Below are 21,122 nucleotides of genomic sequence, written 5' to 3'. Positions count from 1 at the left end.
TAAAAAAGGAATGAGAGTAACTATGGAACAAAATTACGACGCTAGTAAGATTAAAGTCTTAGAAGGATTAGAACCAGTACGAAAACGTCCTGGAATGTATATTGGTTCCACAGACATTAGAGGCCTTCACCATTTGGTTTGAGAAATCTTAGATAACTCAATCGATGAAGCGATGGCCGGTTATGCAAATAACATTGTTGTAACCTTGAAGGCAAACAATGTTATTTCTGTTGAAGATAACGGGAGAGGGATTCCCACAGACATTAATCCCAAATCAAAAATTTCCGCTGTAGAAACAGTGTTTACTATTCTTCATGCTGGGGGAAAATTTGACGATAGTGCTTATAAAACTTCTGGTGGGCTACACGGGGTAGGTTCTTCTGTAGTAAACGCTTTAAGTGATAGTTTAGTCTGTCAAGTTTACCGTGACGGTAAAATCCATGAAGCAAAGTTTATTAATGGCGGACACATTAAACAAAAATTGACTGTTGTAGGTAAAACCACTAAAAGAGGAACTTGTGTGGAATTTCACCCAGATCCTTTAATTTTTAAAGACTTAAAATTTAGTCCTTCAATTATCAATGAAAGATTACACGAATCAGCCTTTTTATTTGAAGGTCTAAAAATTACTTTTGTGGATGAAGTGAATAATGTAACTGAAGTTTTCCAAGCCAAAGAAGGAATTAAGGAATTTGTAGAATACATTAATATTCCGAAGAAGACAACTTCACCAGTTATTCTATACAAATCGGCTTTAAACGAAATTGAAGTAGATGTAGCGTGTCAATACACAACTGAGATGAACGAAATTATTGTGTCATTTGCTAACGCTGTTAAAACCATTGAAGGTGGTTCGCACGAAAATGGTTTTAAAGCTGGGTTAACTTCTGCTATCAATGCGTATGCAAGAAAATGAAAATTATTAAAAGAAAAAGATAAAAACCTTGAAGGTGATGATGTTCGGGAAGGTTTAACTGCCATTATTTCAGTGAGAGTTCCAGAAAAATTAATTACTTATGAAGGCCAAACTAAAAATAAATTATTCACACCTCAAGCTTATGAGGCTTTAAGAAAAATTACAGAAGAACAAATCACATACTGATTAGATCAACATAAAACAGAAAGTTTTAAAATTGTACAACAAGCGATTGCAATTCGGGAAGCACGTTTAGCTGCAAAAAAAACTAGAGAATCAGTAAAGAAAACGAAGAGTAAACAAGCAGAAAAAATCTTAAGTTCTAAATTAACACCCGCACAATCAAAAGATGCTAAGTTGAACGAATTATTCTTAGTTGAAGGGGATTCTGCCGGTGGTTCAGCCAAATTAGGTCGTGATAAAAAACACCAAGCGATTTTACCTTTAAAAGGAAAAGTCATCAACGTTGAAAAAGCTAAGCTATCTGATGTTTTAAAAAACGAAGAAATTGGTACAATTATTACTTGTTTAGGAACGGGAATTGGTAAAGAATTTAATATTGAAAAATTAAAATACCACAAAATTATCATTATGACCGATGCCGATGTCGATGGTTCACACATCCAAGCTTTATTGTTAACAATGTTCTACAGATTTATGAGACCACTTGTAGAAAACGGTCACATTTATTTGGCTATTCCACCTTTATATAAGATTTCTAAAAAAAGTAATCCAGGCGATTTTAAATACGCTTGAAATGAAGAAGAATTGGATCAATGAAGAGAACACTACAAGTCTTATGAAATCCAAAGATATAAAGGTCTTGGGGAAATGAATGCTGATCAATTGTGAGAAACCACAATGAACCCTGAACACAGAATGCTATTACAAGTAGATATTAAAGATTTAATTGCCGCTGACAGACAAGTTGACATCTTAATGGGTGAAAATGTAAGCGTCAGAAAAAAATGAATTGATGAAAACGTTAACTTTGAATACGATGACTAATTAAGATAGGAGCTTAAGAATGGATAAAGATAAAAAATTAATTAACCAACCACTTTCTATTTTGATTGGTGACTGTTTTGGTAGATATGCAAAATATATTATTCAAGACAGAGCTTTACCTGACGCGAGAGATGGTTTAAAACCAGTTCAAAGACGGATTTTATACGCAATGTATGAATTAGGCTTAACAGCTGATAAATCGTATAAAAAGTCTGCTAGAACTGTCGGTGAAGTGATTGGTAAGTACCACCCACACGGTGACTTTTCAATTTACGAAGCGATGGTTAGAATGTCTCAGGACTGAAAGAACAATTTACCATTATTAGATATGCACGGGAATAATGGTTCTATTGACGGTGACTCAGCTGCTGCAATGCGTTACACTGAATGTAAGTTATCAGAAGTATCTAACTTAATGTTGTCTAACATTAAAAAAAATACTGTACCATTTGCCTTTAACTTTGATGATTCTGAAAAAGAACCTACTGTTTTACCAGCAATGTTACCTAACTTATTAATTAACGGTGGTATGGGGATTGCTGCTGGTTACGCAACGAATATTCCGACGCATAACCCAACTGAAATTTTTAACGGAATTATTTATTTAATCGATAACCCTAACGCTCATTTAGATACATTATTAAAGATTATTCCTGGACCAGATTTTCCAACTGGTGGAATTATAGAAGGCGCGGCAGGTATTCGTGAATCCTTTGAAACTGGTCGTGGTAAATTTATCATTTCTTCAAAAATTAAATTTGACGAAAAAGATAAAAAAGTAAACCGTTTAATCGTTACAGAAATTCCTTATGATACTTCTAAAGCTACTATTATTAAAGAATTAAACGAAATTCTTTATGACGAAAAAGTTGGTGGAATTTTAGAAGTGCGTGATGAATCTGATAAAAATGGTATCAGCATTGTTATTGATGTGAAAAAAGACAAAAATTTAAACCAAGTAAGAAATTACTTATTAAAAAACACACACTTACAAATTAATTACTCAACAAATTTTGTGACGATTGTAAACCGTAAACCAGTGTTATTAAGCATGAAAGAAGCCTTACAAACTTACATCGATCACGCGTTAGATATTCAAAGAAAAACTGCTTTATTTGATTTAAAGAAAGCTCAAGATAGATTAGAAATTGTTGAGGGTTTAATTAAAGCAATTAATGCAATCGACATTGTAATTAAATTAATTAGACAAGCTGATTCTAAGGAATCGGCAAGACAAGCGTTGATTGATTACTTCAACATCACTTGAAACCAAGCAGAAGCTATTGTAGTCTTGAGATTATACCGTTTAACTAAAACTGATATAAACGACTTATTACAAGAATCAGCTGAGTTGATTGAAAAAATCAATAATTTACAAGCGTTGTTAAGTTCTGAAGCTTTACAAAAACAATTATTGAAACAAATCATGCGTGATTACCGTGAAAAATACGGATACGACAGAAAAACTCAAATCAGAGAAGATGTGAGAAAATTAGAAGTTGATGAAACTGAAATGATTGAAGTGAAAGAACTAGCCGTATTGGTCAGTCGTGATGGTTACATCAAAGTTGTAACGAAGAAAACATTTGATTCTAATAGTTTACAAGACGGCGGTATTAAACAGTCAGATTTTGTCTTCTATGTTAACAGTTGTTTATCTAACCAATACTTATTGTTAGTAACGCAAGAAGCTAAAACTTTAGTGCTACCGCTTTACAAAATGAATACTGTAAAGTGAAAAGATGTAGGTGAACATATTAATAGTTTCACTACTATTGGGCCAAAAGATAAAATTATGTATGCACAAATTGTGAACGAAGTTCAGGCTGATGACGCTTTAGTTTTAATTACTAGAAATGGTATGGCTAAAGTAGTGAAAGCTGATGACGCTTTCAACACAAAACAATTAAAATCATCAACAGCCTTTAAACTAAAAGGTGATGATGGCTTGATTTCGGTTTCACCGGTAAAATTGAGTCAAGATTACTTTGTAAGTATTTTAAATAATCACGGTGTAGGTTACACTTTCAGTAGTGGTGAAATTCCAATCACATCTAAGACTGCATCTGGCGTGAAAACTATGAAGTTAAAACCAGATGAACATGTAGTTAATGCTGTAGTAAGTAAAACGCTAAAACCATACGTTTTATTAGTGTCTTACAAAAACGGTGTAAAATTAGTAAACTTAGCTGACTTTAAAGTGTCAGCACGGACTGCTGTCGGTAAAATCGTTTCAGAGCAACCTAAGAATATTGAATTAAATAATATGGTATTAGTGAACCGTAGTTCATCTGTGGTGACAATTTTAACGGACGAAAATGACTTATTATCAATTAACACTAGTTCATTGGAACCAAACGCTGTGAGATTTACTAAAATTAAAACAGTGAATGCTATTGTTGATTCACACATTAACGATTATTTATCTGATGCAATTAAAGATCAACCATCATCGGGTGACGTATTACCAAAAGCTCGGGCTAATGAAACTAGCGAAGATACCGATGATGACGTGGAACAATTAACAATTATTTAAACAAACTCATGATTAAAGATAAACAATTTGCTTGGTTAAACTATTTTCGGCCAAATATCTTTGTTAATTCAATTGAAGATATCAATATTAATAACTTTAAGCAACAAGGTTTTCGGATGGTCATTTGTGATTTAGACAATACTTTAGTACCTCACTTCACAAAGATTCCTACCAAACAAGCGATTAACTTTGTGAGAAGCATCCAAAAGCAAGGATTATTGTTTATTGTAGTGTCTAATAACTCCAAAAAACGGGTGACTGAATTTTGTAAAATTTTAAAGCCTGATGATTATGTTTGAAACGCCAAAAAACCAATTACTAAAAAGGTGAAAAAGGTGATTCAAAAATATAATATGAACAAAGAAGACGTAATTTTTATTGGTGACCAAGTGGTTACAGACATTTGGGTCTCAAACAGATTACAAGCAAAGTCGATTCTAACTTTACCCATTGTTAGTTCGACAAAAGAAAAAAATGGGTGATTATTAAACTTGCTAGACAAGTTTATTTATAAATATTTACAACATAACAATATGTTGAATGATAAAGAAGAATTAGAAATTGAGGATATGTATGAAATCTTATAACGTAAAATGCGTAGGTTGTGGTGCCTACTTAAATGACGACCCTAAAAAAACTGGATACGTCGCTAAATTTGAAGAAAACAAAACTAAATACTGTCAACGTTGTTTCCGTTTAATTAATTACGGTGAAATTGACAACTCTAACTTAGATGTTGGTCAAATCGTGCAACAAATTAAAGAAATTGACTTAGATAAAGCCGCTCACATCTTCCACGTAGTAGACGTTTTAGACTTGAACGACACCGTGTTAACTCAATTTTTAGACCACCAAGATAAATTAACTTTTGTGGTAAATAAAGTCGACTGTTTACCAAAGAGATTAAACTCACAATTAACAGCACAAATGATTGAAAAAACTATCCAATCATTTGGCTTTAGAAAACCAATTATTTTATTTACTTCAGCTAACAATAAATCTTCAATTAAAAGACTTTACAACGAAGTAGAAAAAGTTCAAAAGAAGAAAATGAAAGCTATCTTTGTTGGGTGCACTAACGTAGGTAAATCAAGTTTAATTAACCGTATGTGTGAACTAAACGAAGTAAAACCAGAATTAACTATTAGTCCATACGTTAACACAACAATCTTGTTACAAAAAGTGAAAATTGGTAGATGTGAAATTATTGACACACCGGGTTTACCAATGGACCAAAACATCTTAAACTACGTTGGCAGAGCTGAAGTGAAAAAATTAACTAACTTCAAAAACACACGTCCTAAAAACTACTTCATTAATCCTGAACAATCTTTAATGATTGAAGGTTTAGGTTTTATTGACTACTTAGAAGGCGAAAGAGCAACTTTTACTTTCTACGTGTCAAACGAAGTAACTGTAAGACGTACAAAATTTGATAAAATTGACAAAATTTTCTATAAGAGAAATGAATTAGCAGACATCCAAGTTCACTACAGTGATGAACCAACTTTTGTAACTCACACATTTGAATTAGACCCAACTCGTAAGCACAACTTATGTATTTCTGGTATTGGTTTAATTACATTAAATAGAGGTATTAAAAAGATCACCGTTACAATGGACCAACGTGTCGGAGTAAGCGTGGCTAAATATGCAATCATCTAAAAAAATTATTCTTTTTGGTGGATCATTTGATCCAGTCCATTTTGGACATACCAAAATTTTAAAAAAGGCAATGGATATTGTCCAACCAGATAAGGTTTTAGTTTTACCTAACTTTCAAACGCCGTTAAAAGACAGAGTTTTAACTCCTGGTGCTGAACGGTTAGCGATGCTTAAATTAGCATTTAAAAACTGACCATTAGTGGAAGTAAGTGATTATGAAATTGCTCAAAACCAAAAGTGTTACACAATTGACACTCTAGAACACTTTCAAGAAATCTATACTGACCATGAATTTTATATTTTGTTAGGTAGTGACCAAATGGTGTCTTTCAAACAATGAAAACGTTACGACGAATTGTACAAAAAAGCAAAAATTATTTGTTATAAAAGACAACACTACTGTAAATGTTGCAGAACTAATACTTGTTTATGTGACACCCCGGTGAGAGATTTTCAAGACATCATTTATCTAAAAGAAGAACTAGTAGAACTATCTAGTACAGAAATTAGAAAAGAACCCTTAAAACCATATTCATTAAACGTAGATGTTTTAAACTACATTAACGATCACGGATTGTATGCTATTGAAAGAATTCAACAATTCGAAAAAGAATCACGTTTTAAACACTCTTTAAGAGTAGGCTATATGGCGAAACAATTAATGCAAGCGGTAAAACCTGAATGAGCACATTTAGCGTATTCAGCAGGAATTTATCATGATATTTGTAAAGATATGCCATTAGATTTACAAGTAGATATTGCAGAAAATATTTTAGGCATTACTGACTATGTGAGTCCTAAGGTGTTACATGGTTATATTGGGGCTTACAAATTAAAAGCAGAATATGGTTTTAGTAACGATTTAGTGTTAGATGCAATTAGAAGACACACTAAACCGTTTGATTATTATGAAACCGAACCAACTTTATTGGATAAAGTGGTTTATTTAGCAGATAAGCTAGAACCTAATAGAACTGACGAAGATGTTTGTGGTGACATTGAATACTTCAGAGCGCTAGCTAAACAAGATATTGACAAGTGTTTTGTTGAATTATTCGAACATACACAAAGAGCATTTAATAGAAAATAATTTAAAGGAGAATTTACGATGTTAGGTATTATTGTTGCATTAGACTATGAAACCGATAAAATTGCTCAAAATGCAAGAAAAATTACAAAACATAATCAAGTCTTCTATCAGTTAAACGATTCAGTCGTATTAACTTTTAGTGGCATCGGTAAAGTTAATGCAGCAGCTAGTTGCATGAATTTAATTAATAATTTTAAAATTGACGCCATCATTAATGTGGGTACATCAGGTAGTTGCAACGCAACAATCAACCCTCTAGATGTTGTTTTAGTGCAAAACAATGTGTACGGTGATGTAGACGTTACTATTGACGACAGTTATGCAATGAACCAAATGCCTAGAGAAACTAAATTTTTCAAAACTAATGAAGAATTAACTCAAACTTTAGGTGGTTTGTTAACTCAATTAAACATTCCATTTAAAGCGGGTAACTGCATGACAATTGATTCTTTTGTAACGAAAAAGAATTACATGAAATTTAACGAATTAGAAGATGTGCAAGCTTATGCAGTAGATATGGAATCTGTGGCTTTAGCTCAAGTTTGTCAACACACACAAACTCCGTTTGGCTGTGTAAAATTTGTGAGTGATGTATTTGATTCAAAAAATAATCACGACGATTTTTTAAAAAATGTACAAACTATTTCAGTTTGAATTGACCAATTATTAAGTGAAATGATTAAAACTTGAGAGGTAAAACATGGATAAAAGTAAAATTAGAAACTTTAGTATTATTGCTCATATCGACCACGGAAAATCTACTTTAAGTGACAGAATTATTGAGTTAACTAATACTTTGACTAAGCGTGAAATGAAAGACCAAATTCTAGACTCAATGGACATTGAAAGAGAACGTGGAATCACAATTAAATTAAATGCTGTGCAATTAAATTACCACGCAAAAGATGGTAATGATTACACTTTGCATTTAATCGACACACCAGGTCACGTTGACTTTACTTATGAAGTGAGCCGTAGTTTGGCTGCTTGTGAAGGTGCTGTTTTAATCGTTGATGCTGCCCAAGGGATTGAAGCTCAAACTTTATCTAACGTTTACTTGGCGTTAGAAAATAGCTTAGAAATTATTCCAGTAATTAATAAAATCGATTTACCATCAGCTGATATTCCAAGAGTAAAAGATGCAATCGAGAATGTAATTGGTTTAGATGCTTCAGAAGCGCCATTAATTTCAGCTAAAACTGGTTTAAATGTAGAAGATGTTTTAGAAGCAATCGTAAAACATGTTCCAGCCCCAAAAGATAATCATGATGATGCTAAATTACAAGCTTTAATCTTTGACTCTTACTATGACTCATACAAAGGGGTTATTTGTTTGGTGAGATTAGTAAACGGAACCATTAAACCTGGAGACACAATCAGAATGATGGCCACTGGTAAAGAATTTATCGTGACTGAAGTTGGTGTAAGAACGCCAAAAATTGTGAATAAAGATATCTTAGTGTCTGGTGAAGTAGGTTGAATTGCCGCTTCAATTAAAACGGCACGTGATGTTCACGTTGGGGATACTGTTACTTTAGCTAACGATCCATGTGAGACACCGTTACCGGGTTATAAAAAAATTATGCCAATGGTGTTCTGTGGATTATATCCAATTGACACCGCTCAATTCGAAGATTTAAAAGAGGCGATGGCTAAAATCAGTTTATCAGACGCTTCTTTAACTTACGAATACGAAACTTCTCAAGCCTTAGGTTTTGGGATCCGTTGTGGTTTCTTAGGATTATTACACATGGATGTTATTCGTGAAAGAATTAGTCGGGAATTCAATATTGAATTAATTATGACTGCACCGAGTGTTGAATACTTGGTAACTAAAACTAACGGTGAAGTAATAAAGGTAGATAACCCTGCCAAATTACCAGAAAAGACAGAAATTGCAGAAATGACAGAACCATTTGTCAAAATTGAAATTATTACACCACAAGAATATGTAGGTTCAATTATGGAACTATGTCAAGAATACCGTGGTAATTACTTGGATTTAGAATACTTAGATAACTCTAGAAGAAAACTAGTTTATGAATTACCGCTAGCAGAAATCATGTATTCATTCTTTGACAGATTGAAATCTATTTCTAAAGGGTATGCGACTATGGACTACGAACTAATTGGCTACCGCAAAGAAAAATTAGTAAAAGTAGATTTAATGTTAAATGGTCAAAGAGTAGACGCTTTAAGTTTCATTACTCACCAAGATTTTGCTTATAAAAAATCAAAAACAATCGTGGAAAAATTAAAAGATTTAATTCCACGTCACCAATTTGAAATTCCGGTACAAGCCGCTATCGGTTCAAAAATTATTGCAAGAGAAACAATTAAATCTTACAGAAAGAACGTTCTAGCTAAATGTTATGGTGGTGACATTTCTAGAAAGAAAAAACTGTTAGAACAACAAAAAGAAGGTAAAAAACGTCTAAAAGCAATTGGCCAAGTAGAAGTGCCACAAGACGTATTTGTTAAAGTTTTAAAATCAGATGATTAATAATGCTAATTTTTTCACGTCGCACATTACTGATTTACACACAATGGGTCATGTACCGGCTTGAATGGATCAAGTTTTATTCATTATCCAATTAATTTGTTCTGTTATTTCTGTTTCTGCTGCAATTCCACAAGTGATTAAAGTCTTAAAAGAAAAACGAGTTGGTAATGTCTCTTATGCTTCCTTTTGAGTGTGACATTACGGTTCTTTCTGTTGGGTTGCGTTTGAAGCCTTTGCGCCTGGCATCTTTCAATTTCCTAATGGTAGTTATTTTTCTTCTTATTTAATTTCTTTTGTGGCTGATATGACCTCCCTGGTCATTAACGGAATTTTATTAATTATGTTGTATTACTACAACCCTAATTTAATAAAGAAAAAATCAATACGAGCTTACGGTTTGATTACATTAAATTGAATACTAATGATTGTGTTTATTTGTATACACTTTACGACTTTTCAAACCGAACACTTTATGAATGGAGTCTACTATCCTGAAACGCACCATGTTGTAAGGTTTAGTCAGACAGCGGCTACAGTTTTTTCATTACTGTGTCCCGCTTTAACTGTAACTTGATTAATTCCTCAATTAATTAAGTCGTATAAATATGCTAAGTGAGATGGAGTCTCTGTTTGAACTTTCATTCTTTTATTCATCATTAACTGTTTATGGTTATTCTGATATTCAGTTTCTATTTCTCAACAAGTTATTTTGTTGGGTAATAAAGGTCAGTACGGCGAAATGGCTGGTGGATTAGTCTGACAATTAATTTATTTTGCAACCGTAATCGCACAGATTGTAGGTTACACTTTAAACAAACGTAAACTAAAACAACAAGCCGCTGTAAGAACGTGGCTGTTCGCAACCATTCGTGCAAGAAACACTAGATGCATTGATGGTTAAATTTATAATAGTACAAGTTGAACAAAATCTTGGTCTAATTCAATTGGACCAGGATTTTTTATTAAAAAAGCAATTTGTCTCTAATAAAATAAAAATTTATTATTAAATTAAGTAAATTTAATAGAGTTTTTTAGGAAAAATTTAGTACAATATTTTCATTGTCAAAACATTAATTAAGTGTGAAGCTACATATGGTTATGCAGAAACTATAGTAGTGCAGAATAAATAATCTAATTATTTTTTTATTACGTATACCAATCATTATATATACCTATTGAAACCTTTTAAATCGCTTGAATTAAGATCTCGTCAATCTTAATTATTAATTTAAGCGCGTAGTAAATAAATATCGTCCTAGAATATTTCTTTGTTAGGTTTATGTAAATAAATAACACGATTAGTTTTTTGTAACAATTGTCTTTACTGATTTATTGATTGATAAAGAATTAAAGACCTAACCAAAAAAAGAAGTAAGTGTCAAAGCTTACTTCTTTTTTGTTACCTAAATAATTCTGAATAATAAATTAAAGAACTATCTTTGTTGAGTGGCACTGTTAATAGATGATGCAGTAGCATCGTTTTCAGTGTAACTTCTGTTTTGACTAATCATTGCTTGTTTATCATCTACGATATAAGCAATCATGTCAGGGTTGTCTACTTCGTTTTTCAACGCATCTAACGGAATAGAACCGTTTCTTAAATAAATGTCGAAGAGTTTTTTAACTGCTGTTGTGTCAGACACTAATTGTTTATTAGGGTGAGTTTTTTGGTATGCCTTATTAACGTTAGTGTATAACTCTTCCATCACGTGTTCACCAGTCATGTAACTTGTTGCTTGACCAGGTAAAACTAAGTAACGAATAGATTCAGCTTGAATGTTACCGATATCTAATGCTGAGTTATTCTTTAAGTATTTTCTAACATCGTTAATTGAAGCGCCAGAAGCTAGACTACCATCTTGTGAAGTAGCACTGAATTTAGCGTGAATAGCAGTATCTACAGCTTCACGCATGTTTCTTAATTGAGCTAAGTTTAAGAAACCATAGTATTGCAACATATTGCCTAATTCAGTTGCGATACTTCAACCAGCTTTATCATCTTTTAAAGTGTAAGCTTGGTTATGTTGTAATTTATCTCAGTAAACTCCGTTTTGGAAACCAAAGCTTGTAGTTTCGTTACCGGTTTTAACTCTTAAAATGTCTTGGTAGTTTTCACCACCATGATCGTTACCGTGTAAATCGCCAGCAACAAATCCTTCTGCATCAGTACCTTTGAAGCTTGAAGGTAAACTACTTGAATAGTTGATTTCGCCGTTTGCTGGTGCTTGTGGTTTACCGTAAGCGCCGATTTGGTTTTGGAATCATTCAACGAATAGTGCTCAACCTTCAGCGTAAGAAGAGAATGAGAAGATTGGACCTTGTTTATTGTTTACTTTAGCTCCGTGTTCAGCTACGTATTCACCTTGAGTTCTGTGACCTAAGAATGTTTCGTGAGCTACGAATGAGTGTTCACTTCATTTTGATAAACCATAGTATGGGTCAATGTTTAAATAGAAGTGGTTGTCATCAGGTCCGCCAGATGCACCAGCCCCTTGAGTATTTCTATCATTGTATTTTCATGGTTTGATACCGAATTCAGACACACTCTTTGTGAATCTACCATTTTCATACTTCATTGCATAATTAGTAACAAAAGCTTTGAAGTCGCGGTATTCTGTGAAAGCAGCACATAAAACAGATTTAGCTGGGATGCTACCGTACATTTTATTGTCTTGGTTTCATTGTGTTCAGTAACCGTTAGTTTCTAATTCATTCTTTCAGTATTTGTAATCAGCAACGCTTAAACCGTATCTATTTAATTGGTCTTGTGTAGGAGTGTTTTGACCTAAAAGGATGTCGTAGTCTTTTTGAGTGAAGATAGAAGCGTCATTTTCTTTTTCTCTACCTCAGAAGAAATCTTCATCATTTAATCAAGTGTTAAATTGAGTTCAGTTTTTAGTTCAATCAGCACTGTTTGCATCAGTTGTATATTTGAATGTTAAATTAGTTGCTTGTGGAGCTTGTGGCCCGATACCGTCATGGTCAATGTTAACATTAGTAGTTCAAGTGGTTTGTGTCTGAATACCAGATTTAGTAGCATCAGCATCAATGTACTTGTTACCAGTTTCTAAGGCAACTACAGCATTGGCTAAAGCTTTCATATTAGCTGTACCGTTTTGAGTATCTTTAATACCTGTATTAAAGATTTCTTCAGCGGTTTTATTAGTTGTAGTTGAAAGTTCAAGTAAGTGGTTGTAAAGATCAGCTCCAGCTGTAGAGTTACGCATGAATGATAATCCTACGCTATGAGTGTTTAAATCTTCTTCAGTTAAACCTAATCCATAAAGAGAATGTGTACCGGCTTGGTTAGTTCAAGTCATTTCAATTTCTTGATTATTATCCATTTGTTTTTGGTATAAGAATGGTCTAGCTTTAGCTCCCATTGCTCCACCAAAACCGTAATCACTGCCCTCTTTAATAGCGTTAGCAAAATAATCCCCAACATAGTAAGTGATAAATTGGTTCAATTGTTTTTGAGCATTTTCACAAGCTGTTTCGTATGCACTGACATCTCCAACGTTTGCTTGTTTAACATCTTGCAATTGTTGTAAGAAGAAGTCGGTTTTTGGATAATCTGTTGCTCCACTAGGACCGTTAATAAAATCATTAATAGTGATAATACCGTTTGCACCAGTTCCCTTATGACTTGGGTTTGCTCATCATTCTAATTGTTCGGGATAGAAGTTTTTTAGCATATCACCAATTAATAATCTTTGACCAATAATAGATTGGGCTACTTGGTGGGCTACCCCTTCTTTTAAATTAGTTTCTAGTAATTTTAAATAGCCAGTATATTCTGTTAAATTGTGAGTCACACTATTAACATCATTGGCACTAATTTCTTGAGGATCTAAACTAGTTCCTGTAGTATTTCATACAACATAGTCTTGAATAGAAGCTAACGGATAAGTAGAACCGTTATCTAGTGAAGAACCACCTAATCATTGAATATGAGTAGAATAATTTTTCAATTCTTGTTCTAGGTTGTAAATAATTGAATTAATTCAAACTACTTGATCAGAGTTTAAGTTTAATTCTTTACTATTTTTGGCTAAATTATTAAATTTTTCTAATCATGTATTAGTCAAAGCAGTTAATTCTTGAATTTGACTATCAGAAGCTAAACCACAGTGTGATTTGCTAGTAATTTGGTCTTTAGCGTTAGTAAAATCACTGTATGCGTCTAAGACAGGGTTTACTAATTTTTGTTGTTTATCATTACTGTAACTACATGCTGATAAACTAGCTGCTAAAGGTACAACAGTTAATGCAGTAGCTGCGATACCTAAAGTAGTAAATAAAATTTTTTTATTACGTTTAGAAATCATCTTTATATACCTAATCTTCAATTACTGTACGTAATTGTAACCTTATGATTTTAGTTACTTATATCTCGTCATATAAGTAACACTTATATTATCTATTAAGTAAATTTTTCAAAAGAACTAAATCCTAAAATTCTTAGGAATTTCTGCAGACAAAAAAACTGCAAAACCGCGTCTTGCGGATTACATACAAAAACAGGAAAAAAACAGTTTTAATCTTTGTTAAAATTAAATTGTTTATTTCATTAAAAATAGCCTACGCCATTACTGACGTAAGCTATTTTTTATGTATATGTTATTTATAAAACTTTAAGAGGTTTGTATTTTGTTATTAGGGCAAGAATTAATTAAATTCTTGAAGCTGTTGGAGCATCAGCGCTTTTTGCTTCAGCTGTAGAGCTTGCATCAGTAGTTGTTGTAGATGGTACATCCTTTAATTCTCAATTATATACTCTGTTTTGTTCAATCATTTTTTGAGTATCATCGATTACATAAGGAATTTGTGGTTCTACTGAGTTCTTTAAGACATCTAATGGAATACATCCATCTCTTAGATATAAGTCGAACAATTTCTTCATTGCTGTTTGGTCAGTAAGAATTTGTGCGCCTGAGTGTTTAGCTTGGTAAGCTTTGTTAGCATCAGTATAAATAGTTTCCATAACGTGTTTACCAGTCATGTAACTTGTAGCTTGAGCTGGGTAAGCTAAGTAACGAACAGATTCGTTAGCAACGTCACCAACACCTAAAGCTGAGTGAGCATGTAAGTAGTTTCTAACATCTTGAATTGATGCACCACCAGTTAATCCGTTGTCGCTTAAACCTTTTAATGGAGCGTGGTAAGCAGTGTCTACTACTTGTCTCATGTTTCTTAATTGAGCTTCGTTTAAGAAACCGTAGTATTGAAGCATGTTACCTAATTCAGTAGCAACACCTCAACCGGCTTTATCATCTTTCAATGTAAAGGCTTTATTGTTTTGTAATTTGTTTCAGTAAACTCCGTTTTGGAAAATCTTGATATCTTCAAAATTACCACCAGTAGTACTATTGCCGTGTTTATCACCAGCAACAAATCCTTCAGTATCTTCGCCTTTGAAGCTTACTGGTAATCCGCTTGATAAGTTAACAGGTTCAGAACCTTGTGAAGTTTTACCGTAAGCACCAATTTGGTTTTCGAATCATTCAACAAATACAGCTCATCCTTCTGCGTATGAAGTGAATGAATAAACTGGTCCACGTTTTCCGTTAACTTCAGCACCATATTGGTGAACGTATTCACCTTGAGTACGGTGTCCAAGAACTGTTTCGTGAGAAGTGAATGAAGTTTCGCTTCATTTTTGTAAATCGTTGTATGGGTCAATGTTTAAGTAGAAGTGGTTATCATTTGGACCACCAGATGCACCAACACCTGAGTTATTTCTATCTACATATGCATATGGTACGATTGTAAAGTCCTCTACAGACTTAGTAAATTTACCGTTTTCATATTTCATAGCATAATTTTCGATGAAGTTTACATAATCACGGTATTCAGTAAATGTTGAACATAACACTGATTTAGCTGGAATACTACCGTAGTTACCAGCAACATTTCATGCTTTTCAGTAACCTTTATCTTGTAATTGACCTTTTCAGTAGTTGTATTGATTAACTGTTAAGCCGTATTTATTTAATTGTGTTTGAGTTGGTTCTGTATCACCCAACAACACTTTATAATCTTCTTCTCCAAATAATGATTGTGTATTGTTTGCATAAGTTCAAGCTGGATTACCAGTTGTTTCATCTGAAACTTCTGCAGCCGCATGGGTAACTAAGTTTTCAGATGGTTGACCAGAAACATGTGAATCTCCTTCAGATGAAGTATCGGCCGGAGCACCATCGTTATGTTCTACTACTGGTCCTGATGAACTACCACCGTTCACTACTTGTTTAGCTGTAACTTCTCTTCCTCAGAAGAAATCTTCATCGTTTAATCAGTGGTTAAAGTCTTGTCAGTTTTTTGTTCATGCTGCTGAATCTTCTGATTCATTAGCAACGTATTTGAATGATAATTTTTGTTGAGTTGGTAATTCAGAACCGATACCATCGTTATCACGAAGAATAGTAGTATCTCATGTTGCTTGCGGTGTAATTGAACCTTTTACATCACTAGCATCTACATATTTATGCCCTGTTTCTAAGGCTACAACAGCGTTAGCTAACGCTTTCATGTTAGCTACACCATCATTTGTATCTTTAACACCATTTTGGAATACTTGATCAGGTGTTAAATCTGTAGTTGTAGATAACGCTAATAAGTGGTCATAAATTTGTGAACCAACTTCTGAGTTTTTCATAAATGATAAACCAACATCTTTAGTGTCTAAGTCTTTTTGAGTTAAACCTAAACCATAAATATAAGTTTTGGTACCGCCTTTTTCTGTAAATGAAACTGTTCTTTCAACTTCTTTATCTGTTGAAGATTCAGTTCTGCTTAATAATGGTCTTGTAGTACCACCAAAACCGTATGAACTATCTGCTTTAATAGCGTTTGCAAAGTAAGTGTCACCGAAGTAAGTTACAAAAGCATCTAATTGTTTTTGAGCAACTGTAGCTTCTGGTAAGCCACTGCCAAAGAAGTTTGTTTTATTTTCTTCTGGAACGTTTAAGAATTGAGCAATTGTTAATGTTCCAGTGCTTGGTCAATGAGATGCATTTGCAGGGTTTGCTCAGTATTGTAATTCATTACTATAGAAAGTTTGTAACATGTTAGACATGAATAAACGTTGAATAATAATTGATTGTGCAACATTATTTTTTGCACCTTCTTCAAAGTTAGTTTGTAATTGTTTTAAATAACCTGTGAAAGCTGTTAGTTGTTCAGCATTACCTTGAGCTGATTCAGCGTTTCAAACAACGTAGTTGTTAAATGCACTTAACGGATAAGCTGAACCGTTATCTGTTGCTAAACCACCTAATCATTGAATATTGATATTGTAGTTTACCAATTCTTGTTTCAAGTTATATAAAATTGAGTCCATTCATACGACTTGGTCAGAGTTTAGTTTTAACTGACTTGATTCTTTTTTAAGATTTTCAAATTTAGTAATTCAGTCTTGAGTTAAAGTTTTTAAAGCATTTCTTTGTGAATCGCTTGCAAGACCCATGTATGATCCCTTTAAAGCGTTTTCTTTAGCTTGTAAGTAATTGTCGTATTGTGCTAAAACTGGGTTATTTGCTTGGCCTTCTACTAATTTCTTATTAGTTTTTGTACCACTTGTTTCTTTGCCTGTAGTGCTTGATCCGGATTGATCGCCAGAAGTTGTACCACTAGTTGTAGTGCCAGATGTTGAACTACCACTTGTAGTTCCTTTTTTATCACTAGTATCAGTTTTTTTAGTTGTTGTAGTTGTTGTTGAACCACATGAAGTTAATCCAACAGCTAACGGAATAACAGTTAATGCAGTAGCTGCGATTCCGAAAGTAGAGAATAAAATTTTTTTAGTACGTTTCGTCATCATATTCTTAATATACCTATTTAATTTATTCATGTTTTCGTCAGGCATGAATAAATCCCTTTATTTCGCTATTGACAATGCTCGTCTTTTATATTGTCTAATAACAACTTTATTATATTAAATGGAAGACCTACTTTTTTTAACTACCAGAAGAACGTAAGCATTATTAAAAAGGTTATTTTCGAAAATAAGAACTTTTTTTATGATTGGTGAAAAAAAGTCAAAAATAAGCATCGTTTTTAGTGTTAAAATAAAAACGTTCGTATTACTAAAAATTAATATCGATTTTTTCAGATAATTTCAGGAAAAAATATGGAAATTTCATAGTTTTAAGGTACACGAACTATCATTAAATTTTTGAGTTTTAGAATTAAAAAATCATTCTTCTTATAAATTAAGAGGAGTGATTTTTCTTTTGTTTTATTGACTTTCAATAAAAAAAACTAAGAAGAAATGACTTTCTTCTTAGTTCTAAAATAATAAATTATTTCTTTAATTGGATTCCTAACTCATCAAGAGCTGCTTCATCAATTTGGCTTGGTGCTTTCATTAAAGCGTCCACAGCGCTTGTGTTTTTAGGGAAGGCAATACATTCTTTAATGTTGTCTAGGTTTAACATGATAGCAATTAATCTATCAAAACCTAAAGCTAAACCACCGTGTGGTGGAACACCATAGTTGAAAGCTTCAATTAAGTAACTGAATTTACTTTCTACTTGTTCTGGTGTTAAACCAATAGCTTTAAACATACGGTCTTGCATGTCTGGGTTAGTGATTCTGATACTACCACCACCAACTTCGAAACCGTTTAAAACGATATCGTAAGCTCTTGCTTTAGCTTCTGCTAAATTAGTATCGAATGTTGCATGACAACTTTCTTGAGGTTGAGTGAATGGGTGGTGAGCTGCTACGTAACGGTTTTCTTCTTCGTCGTATTCGAATAATGGTCAATCTACCACTCATAAGAAACTGAATTTGTTTGGGTCTTTTAAGCCTAAGTGACTGGCTACAACGTTTCTTACCATACCTAAAGTGGCGTTAACAACGTTTAGTTTATCAGCAACTAATAACACTGTACCTTGAGTTAAGTGGTTTTCGTCTAAGATAGCCTTAACGATGTCAGCTTCTACAACTTTAGCAATGCTACCTTCGAAGATGTTGTTGTCTTTGTATGACACTCAAGCTAAGCCTTTAGCCCCCATATCTTTAGCGAATTTTTCAAAACCGCTAATTTCTTTTTTAGTTAATAAAGCGTCAGTCACGATACATTTAATCACTTGACCGTTGCTTGCAGCGTTTTTAAACACTTGGAATTGAGAATTACTGAATTTAGCAGTAACGTCTTGCAATTCTAAACCAAATCTTAAGTCTGGTTTGTCACAACCATAAGTGTTCATGGCAGTGTTGTAGTCCATTCTTAGGAATGGTGTTTGTAAATCTACATTTAAAGCCTTTTTGAAAACATCTTTCATTAACTCTTCAATTAGAGTTTGAATTTCTAATTCGTTAGTGAATGATAATTCCATGTCGACTTGTGTAAATTCCGGTTGACGGTCACTTCTTAAGTCTTCGTCTCTGAAACATTTTGTAATTTGGAAGTAACGGTCCATACCAGCAACCATTAATAATTGTTTGTAAATTTGTGGTGATTGTGGCAATGCATAGAAGTTACCTTTGTTTACTCTTGAAGGAACCAAGTAGTCTCTTGCACCTTCAGGTGTTGGTTTACCTAACACTGGAGTTTCTACTTCAACAAATCTTTGGTTAATTAAGAAGTTTCTAATGTAATTAGCAACCATACTTCTGAAGACTAAGTTCTTTTGGATGTTTGGTCTTCTTAAGTCTAAGTATCTAAATTTCATTCTAAGATCTTCTAAAGCGTCAGTTTCGTTTTCGATAATTAACGGTGGTGTTTTAGAAATGCTATCAACTTGTAAATCGTTTAGTTCGATTTCTACGTCTCCGTTTTTTAAGTTATCGTTAGCGTTTTTTCTTAAAACAACAGTACCTAAAACTTCTACGACTGATTCTCTTGGTAATGATTTTAAAGTTTCGTAGTTAGGGTTAGTTTCGTTAGCAACAACTTGTACTAAACCTGAACGGTCAGAAATATCCATGAAAATTAGTTTTCCTAATTTTCTGTTCTTTTTGATTCAACCTTTGATTAACACTTGTTGGTTAGTTAACGCGTTTGAAACTTCCCCACAATATGTTCTTTTTAATGAAGTTTCCATCTTCAATTCGTCCTTTGATAATGTGTTATTTTGCTGATTCTTCAGCTAATTCAGCTTCCATTGCAGCAGCTTCTAAACTTTCTAATTCGTTATTAATTCAATTTTGTACTTCAGTAAATTGAATTAATTCTCTCTTATTAGTTTTTAAGTTTTCGATGTAAATCTTTTCGTCTTGTGTGCTTTCTTCAGATAAGTAAATGAAGAAAGTAGCATTTTTTCTGATGGCTAATTTAGCGTTACGGTCTTTTTTGAATTCACCGTTTTCACAGCTAACTTTGTAACCTAAGTTTCTTAATAGAGTTGATAAACTTAAACCAACTAAACTTAGATCTTCAGTTTCAGCGCCAATGAAGAACATTGGTGAGTTATCGTATTTTCATTCGTAACCATTAGCTTCTAAAGCTAAGATTAATCTTTCAATACCGATCGCGAAACCTAAACCTTCTTGGTCAGGTCCACCAGTATCTTTGACTAAGTTAGCGTATCTACCACCACCGATAATTGTTGATTTACCAACTAGGTTTTCATCGTTTGAAACAAATTCAAACACGATACCAGTATAGTAGTCTAAACCTCTTACTAAAGTTTCGTCAATTTCGTAATCGATTTGTAAAGCAGATAAACCAGCTTGGATTTTTTCAAAGTATAAGTTATCTTCGTCAGATAAGTAGTTTTTTAGTTTAGGTGCATTTAAAACAAAGTCTTTTTGACCGTCAACTTTATCGTCTAAGATTCTTAAAGGATTTTTTTCTAATCTCTTTAATGAGTCTTCAGTTAATTGGTCTTTGTAATCAGCAAAGTATTTCTTTAATTCTTCCATTCAAACAACTCTTTGTTTAAAACTACCTAAGTTGTTGATTTTTAAAGTTACTTTATCGTTTAAATCTAAGAATGTTAAGATGCTACTTGCAAATGAGATTGCTTCGATATCATCTAACACGCTGTTTGTGTTTAAGTATTCCACACCAAATTGGTGGAATTCTCTCATTCTACCGCCTTGTGGACGTTCATATCTAAATAGATTGATTAAGTAGAATAATTTAGTTGCGCCAGTTTTGTTAGCAAACATTTTGTTTTCAACGTAAGCTCTAACAGCTCCGGCTGTTCCTTCAGGTCTTAAGGCTAAATCTCTGTCGCCTTTATCCTTGAAGTTGTATAGTTCTTTTGAAACGATGTCAGAAGTTTCTCCGACAGATTTTGTAAATAATTCTAAGTTTTCAAATGTTGGAGTAACGATTTCGTTAAAATCGTATAATTCAGCAACAGTTTTTAACATGCTAGACAATTCTTCGAATTTTAAAATATTATCTCCGAATCAGTCTTGTGTCCCTCTCGGTTTTGTGAAGGCCATA

General features: G+C 33.1%; 12 protein-coding genes. 8 read left to right on the top strand and 4 right to left on the bottom strand.

Going from position 1 to position 21,122, the window contains the following annotated elements:
• Positions 1-22 precede the first annotated feature (22 nt).
• The 8 genes from parE to ABWU82_RS01250 are packed head-to-tail and all read left to right on the top strand — an operon-like array spanning position 23 to position 10,619.
• Positions 23-1,924, top strand: a complete 1,902-nt coding sequence (parE, locus tag ABWU82_RS01285; RefSeq protein ID WP_353289702.1) for a DNA topoisomerase IV subunit B — start codon at positions 23-25, stop codon at positions 1,922-1,924.
• 19 nt (positions 1,925-1,943) lie between these two features.
• Positions 1,944-4,460 carry a DNA topoisomerase IV subunit A gene (gene parC, locus ABWU82_RS01280; RefSeq protein ID WP_353289701.1) on the top strand — a complete coding sequence of 839 codons (2,517 nt, stop codon included), beginning with the start codon at positions 1,944-1,946 and terminating at the stop codon, positions 4,458-4,460.
• A gap of 8 nt (positions 4,461-4,468) precedes the next feature.
• Positions 4,469-5,047 carry a YqeG family HAD IIIA-type phosphatase gene (locus ABWU82_RS01275; protein WP_353289700.1) on the top strand — a complete coding sequence of 193 codons (579 nt, stop codon included), beginning with the start codon at positions 4,469-4,471 and terminating at the stop codon, positions 5,045-5,047.
• On the top strand, positions 5,034-6,125 hold the full coding sequence (gene yqeH / locus ABWU82_RS01270; protein WP_353289699.1) for a ribosome biogenesis GTPase YqeH: 1,092 nt from the start codon (positions 5,034-5,036) through the stop codon (positions 6,123-6,125). The genes ABWU82_RS01275 and yqeH overlap by 14 nt, the downstream gene beginning before the upstream one ends.
• Positions 6,112-7,215 (top strand): nicotinate-nucleotide adenylyltransferase, encoded by a 1,104-nt coding sequence (locus ABWU82_RS01265; RefSeq protein WP_353289698.1) that lies wholly within the window; start codon positions 6,112-6,114, stop codon positions 7,213-7,215. Before yqeH ends, ABWU82_RS01265 begins: the two co-directional genes overlap by 14 nt.
• An 18-nt stretch (positions 7,216-7,233) precedes the next feature.
• The gene (gene mtnN / locus ABWU82_RS01260; RefSeq protein ID WP_353289697.1) at positions 7,234-7,923 is read left to right on the top strand and encodes a 5'-methylthioadenosine/S-adenosylhomocysteine nucleosidase; all 690 of its coding nucleotides are present in this window, start codon (positions 7,234-7,236) and stop codon (positions 7,921-7,923) included.
• Positions 7,916-9,718 (top strand): translation elongation factor 4, encoded by a 1,803-nt coding sequence (gene lepA / locus ABWU82_RS01255; RefSeq protein ID WP_353289696.1) that lies wholly within the window; start codon positions 7,916-7,918, stop codon positions 9,716-9,718. The genes mtnN and lepA overlap by 8 nt, the downstream gene beginning before the upstream one ends.
• Entirely contained in the window at positions 9,711-10,619 is a 909-nt protein-coding gene (locus tag ABWU82_RS01250) for a PQ-loop domain-containing transporter (protein ID WP_353289695.1), read from the top strand. The genes lepA and ABWU82_RS01250 overlap by 8 nt, the downstream gene beginning before the upstream one ends.
• Positions 10,620-11,151: 532 nt before the next feature.
• Here the strand turns inward: ABWU82_RS01250 and ABWU82_RS01245 are convergent.
• The 4 genes from ABWU82_RS01245 to hisS all read right to left on the bottom strand — a co-directional run bounded on the left by ABWU82_RS01245 (position 11,152) and on the right by hisS (position 21,121).
• The gene (locus tag ABWU82_RS01245; protein WP_353289694.1) at positions 11,152-14,046 is read right to left on the bottom strand and encodes a DUF885 family protein; all 2,895 of its coding nucleotides are present in this window, start codon (positions 14,044-14,046) and stop codon (positions 11,152-11,154) included.
• 344 nt (positions 14,047-14,390) lie between these two features.
• Complete coding sequence (locus tag ABWU82_RS01240; RefSeq protein WP_353289693.1) at positions 14,391-17,540, bottom strand: DUF885 family protein; 3,150 nt, start codon at positions 17,538-17,540, stop codon at positions 14,391-14,393.
• A 481-nt stretch (positions 17,541-18,021) separates the two neighbouring features.
• Positions 18,022-19,770 (bottom strand): aspartate--tRNA ligase, encoded by a 1,749-nt coding sequence (gene aspS, locus ABWU82_RS01235; RefSeq protein WP_353289692.1) that lies wholly within the window; start codon positions 19,768-19,770, stop codon positions 18,022-18,024.
• Positions 19,771-19,795: 25 nt separating this feature from the next.
• Complete coding sequence (hisS, locus tag ABWU82_RS01230; RefSeq protein ID WP_353289691.1) at positions 19,796-21,121, bottom strand: histidine--tRNA ligase; 1,326 nt, start codon at positions 21,119-21,121, stop codon at positions 19,796-19,798.
• Position 21,122 lies beyond the last annotated feature (1 nt).

Origin of the sequence: Ureaplasma ceti, from assembly GCF_040369755.1 — a bacterium.
GTDB classification, from domain to species: domain Bacteria; phylum Bacillota_I; class Bacilli_A; order Mycoplasmatales; family Mycoplasmoidaceae; genus Ureaplasma; species Ureaplasma ceti.
Note: the sequence above shows the minus strand (reverse complement) of the source record. Positions and strands in the feature narration are given on the sequence as shown.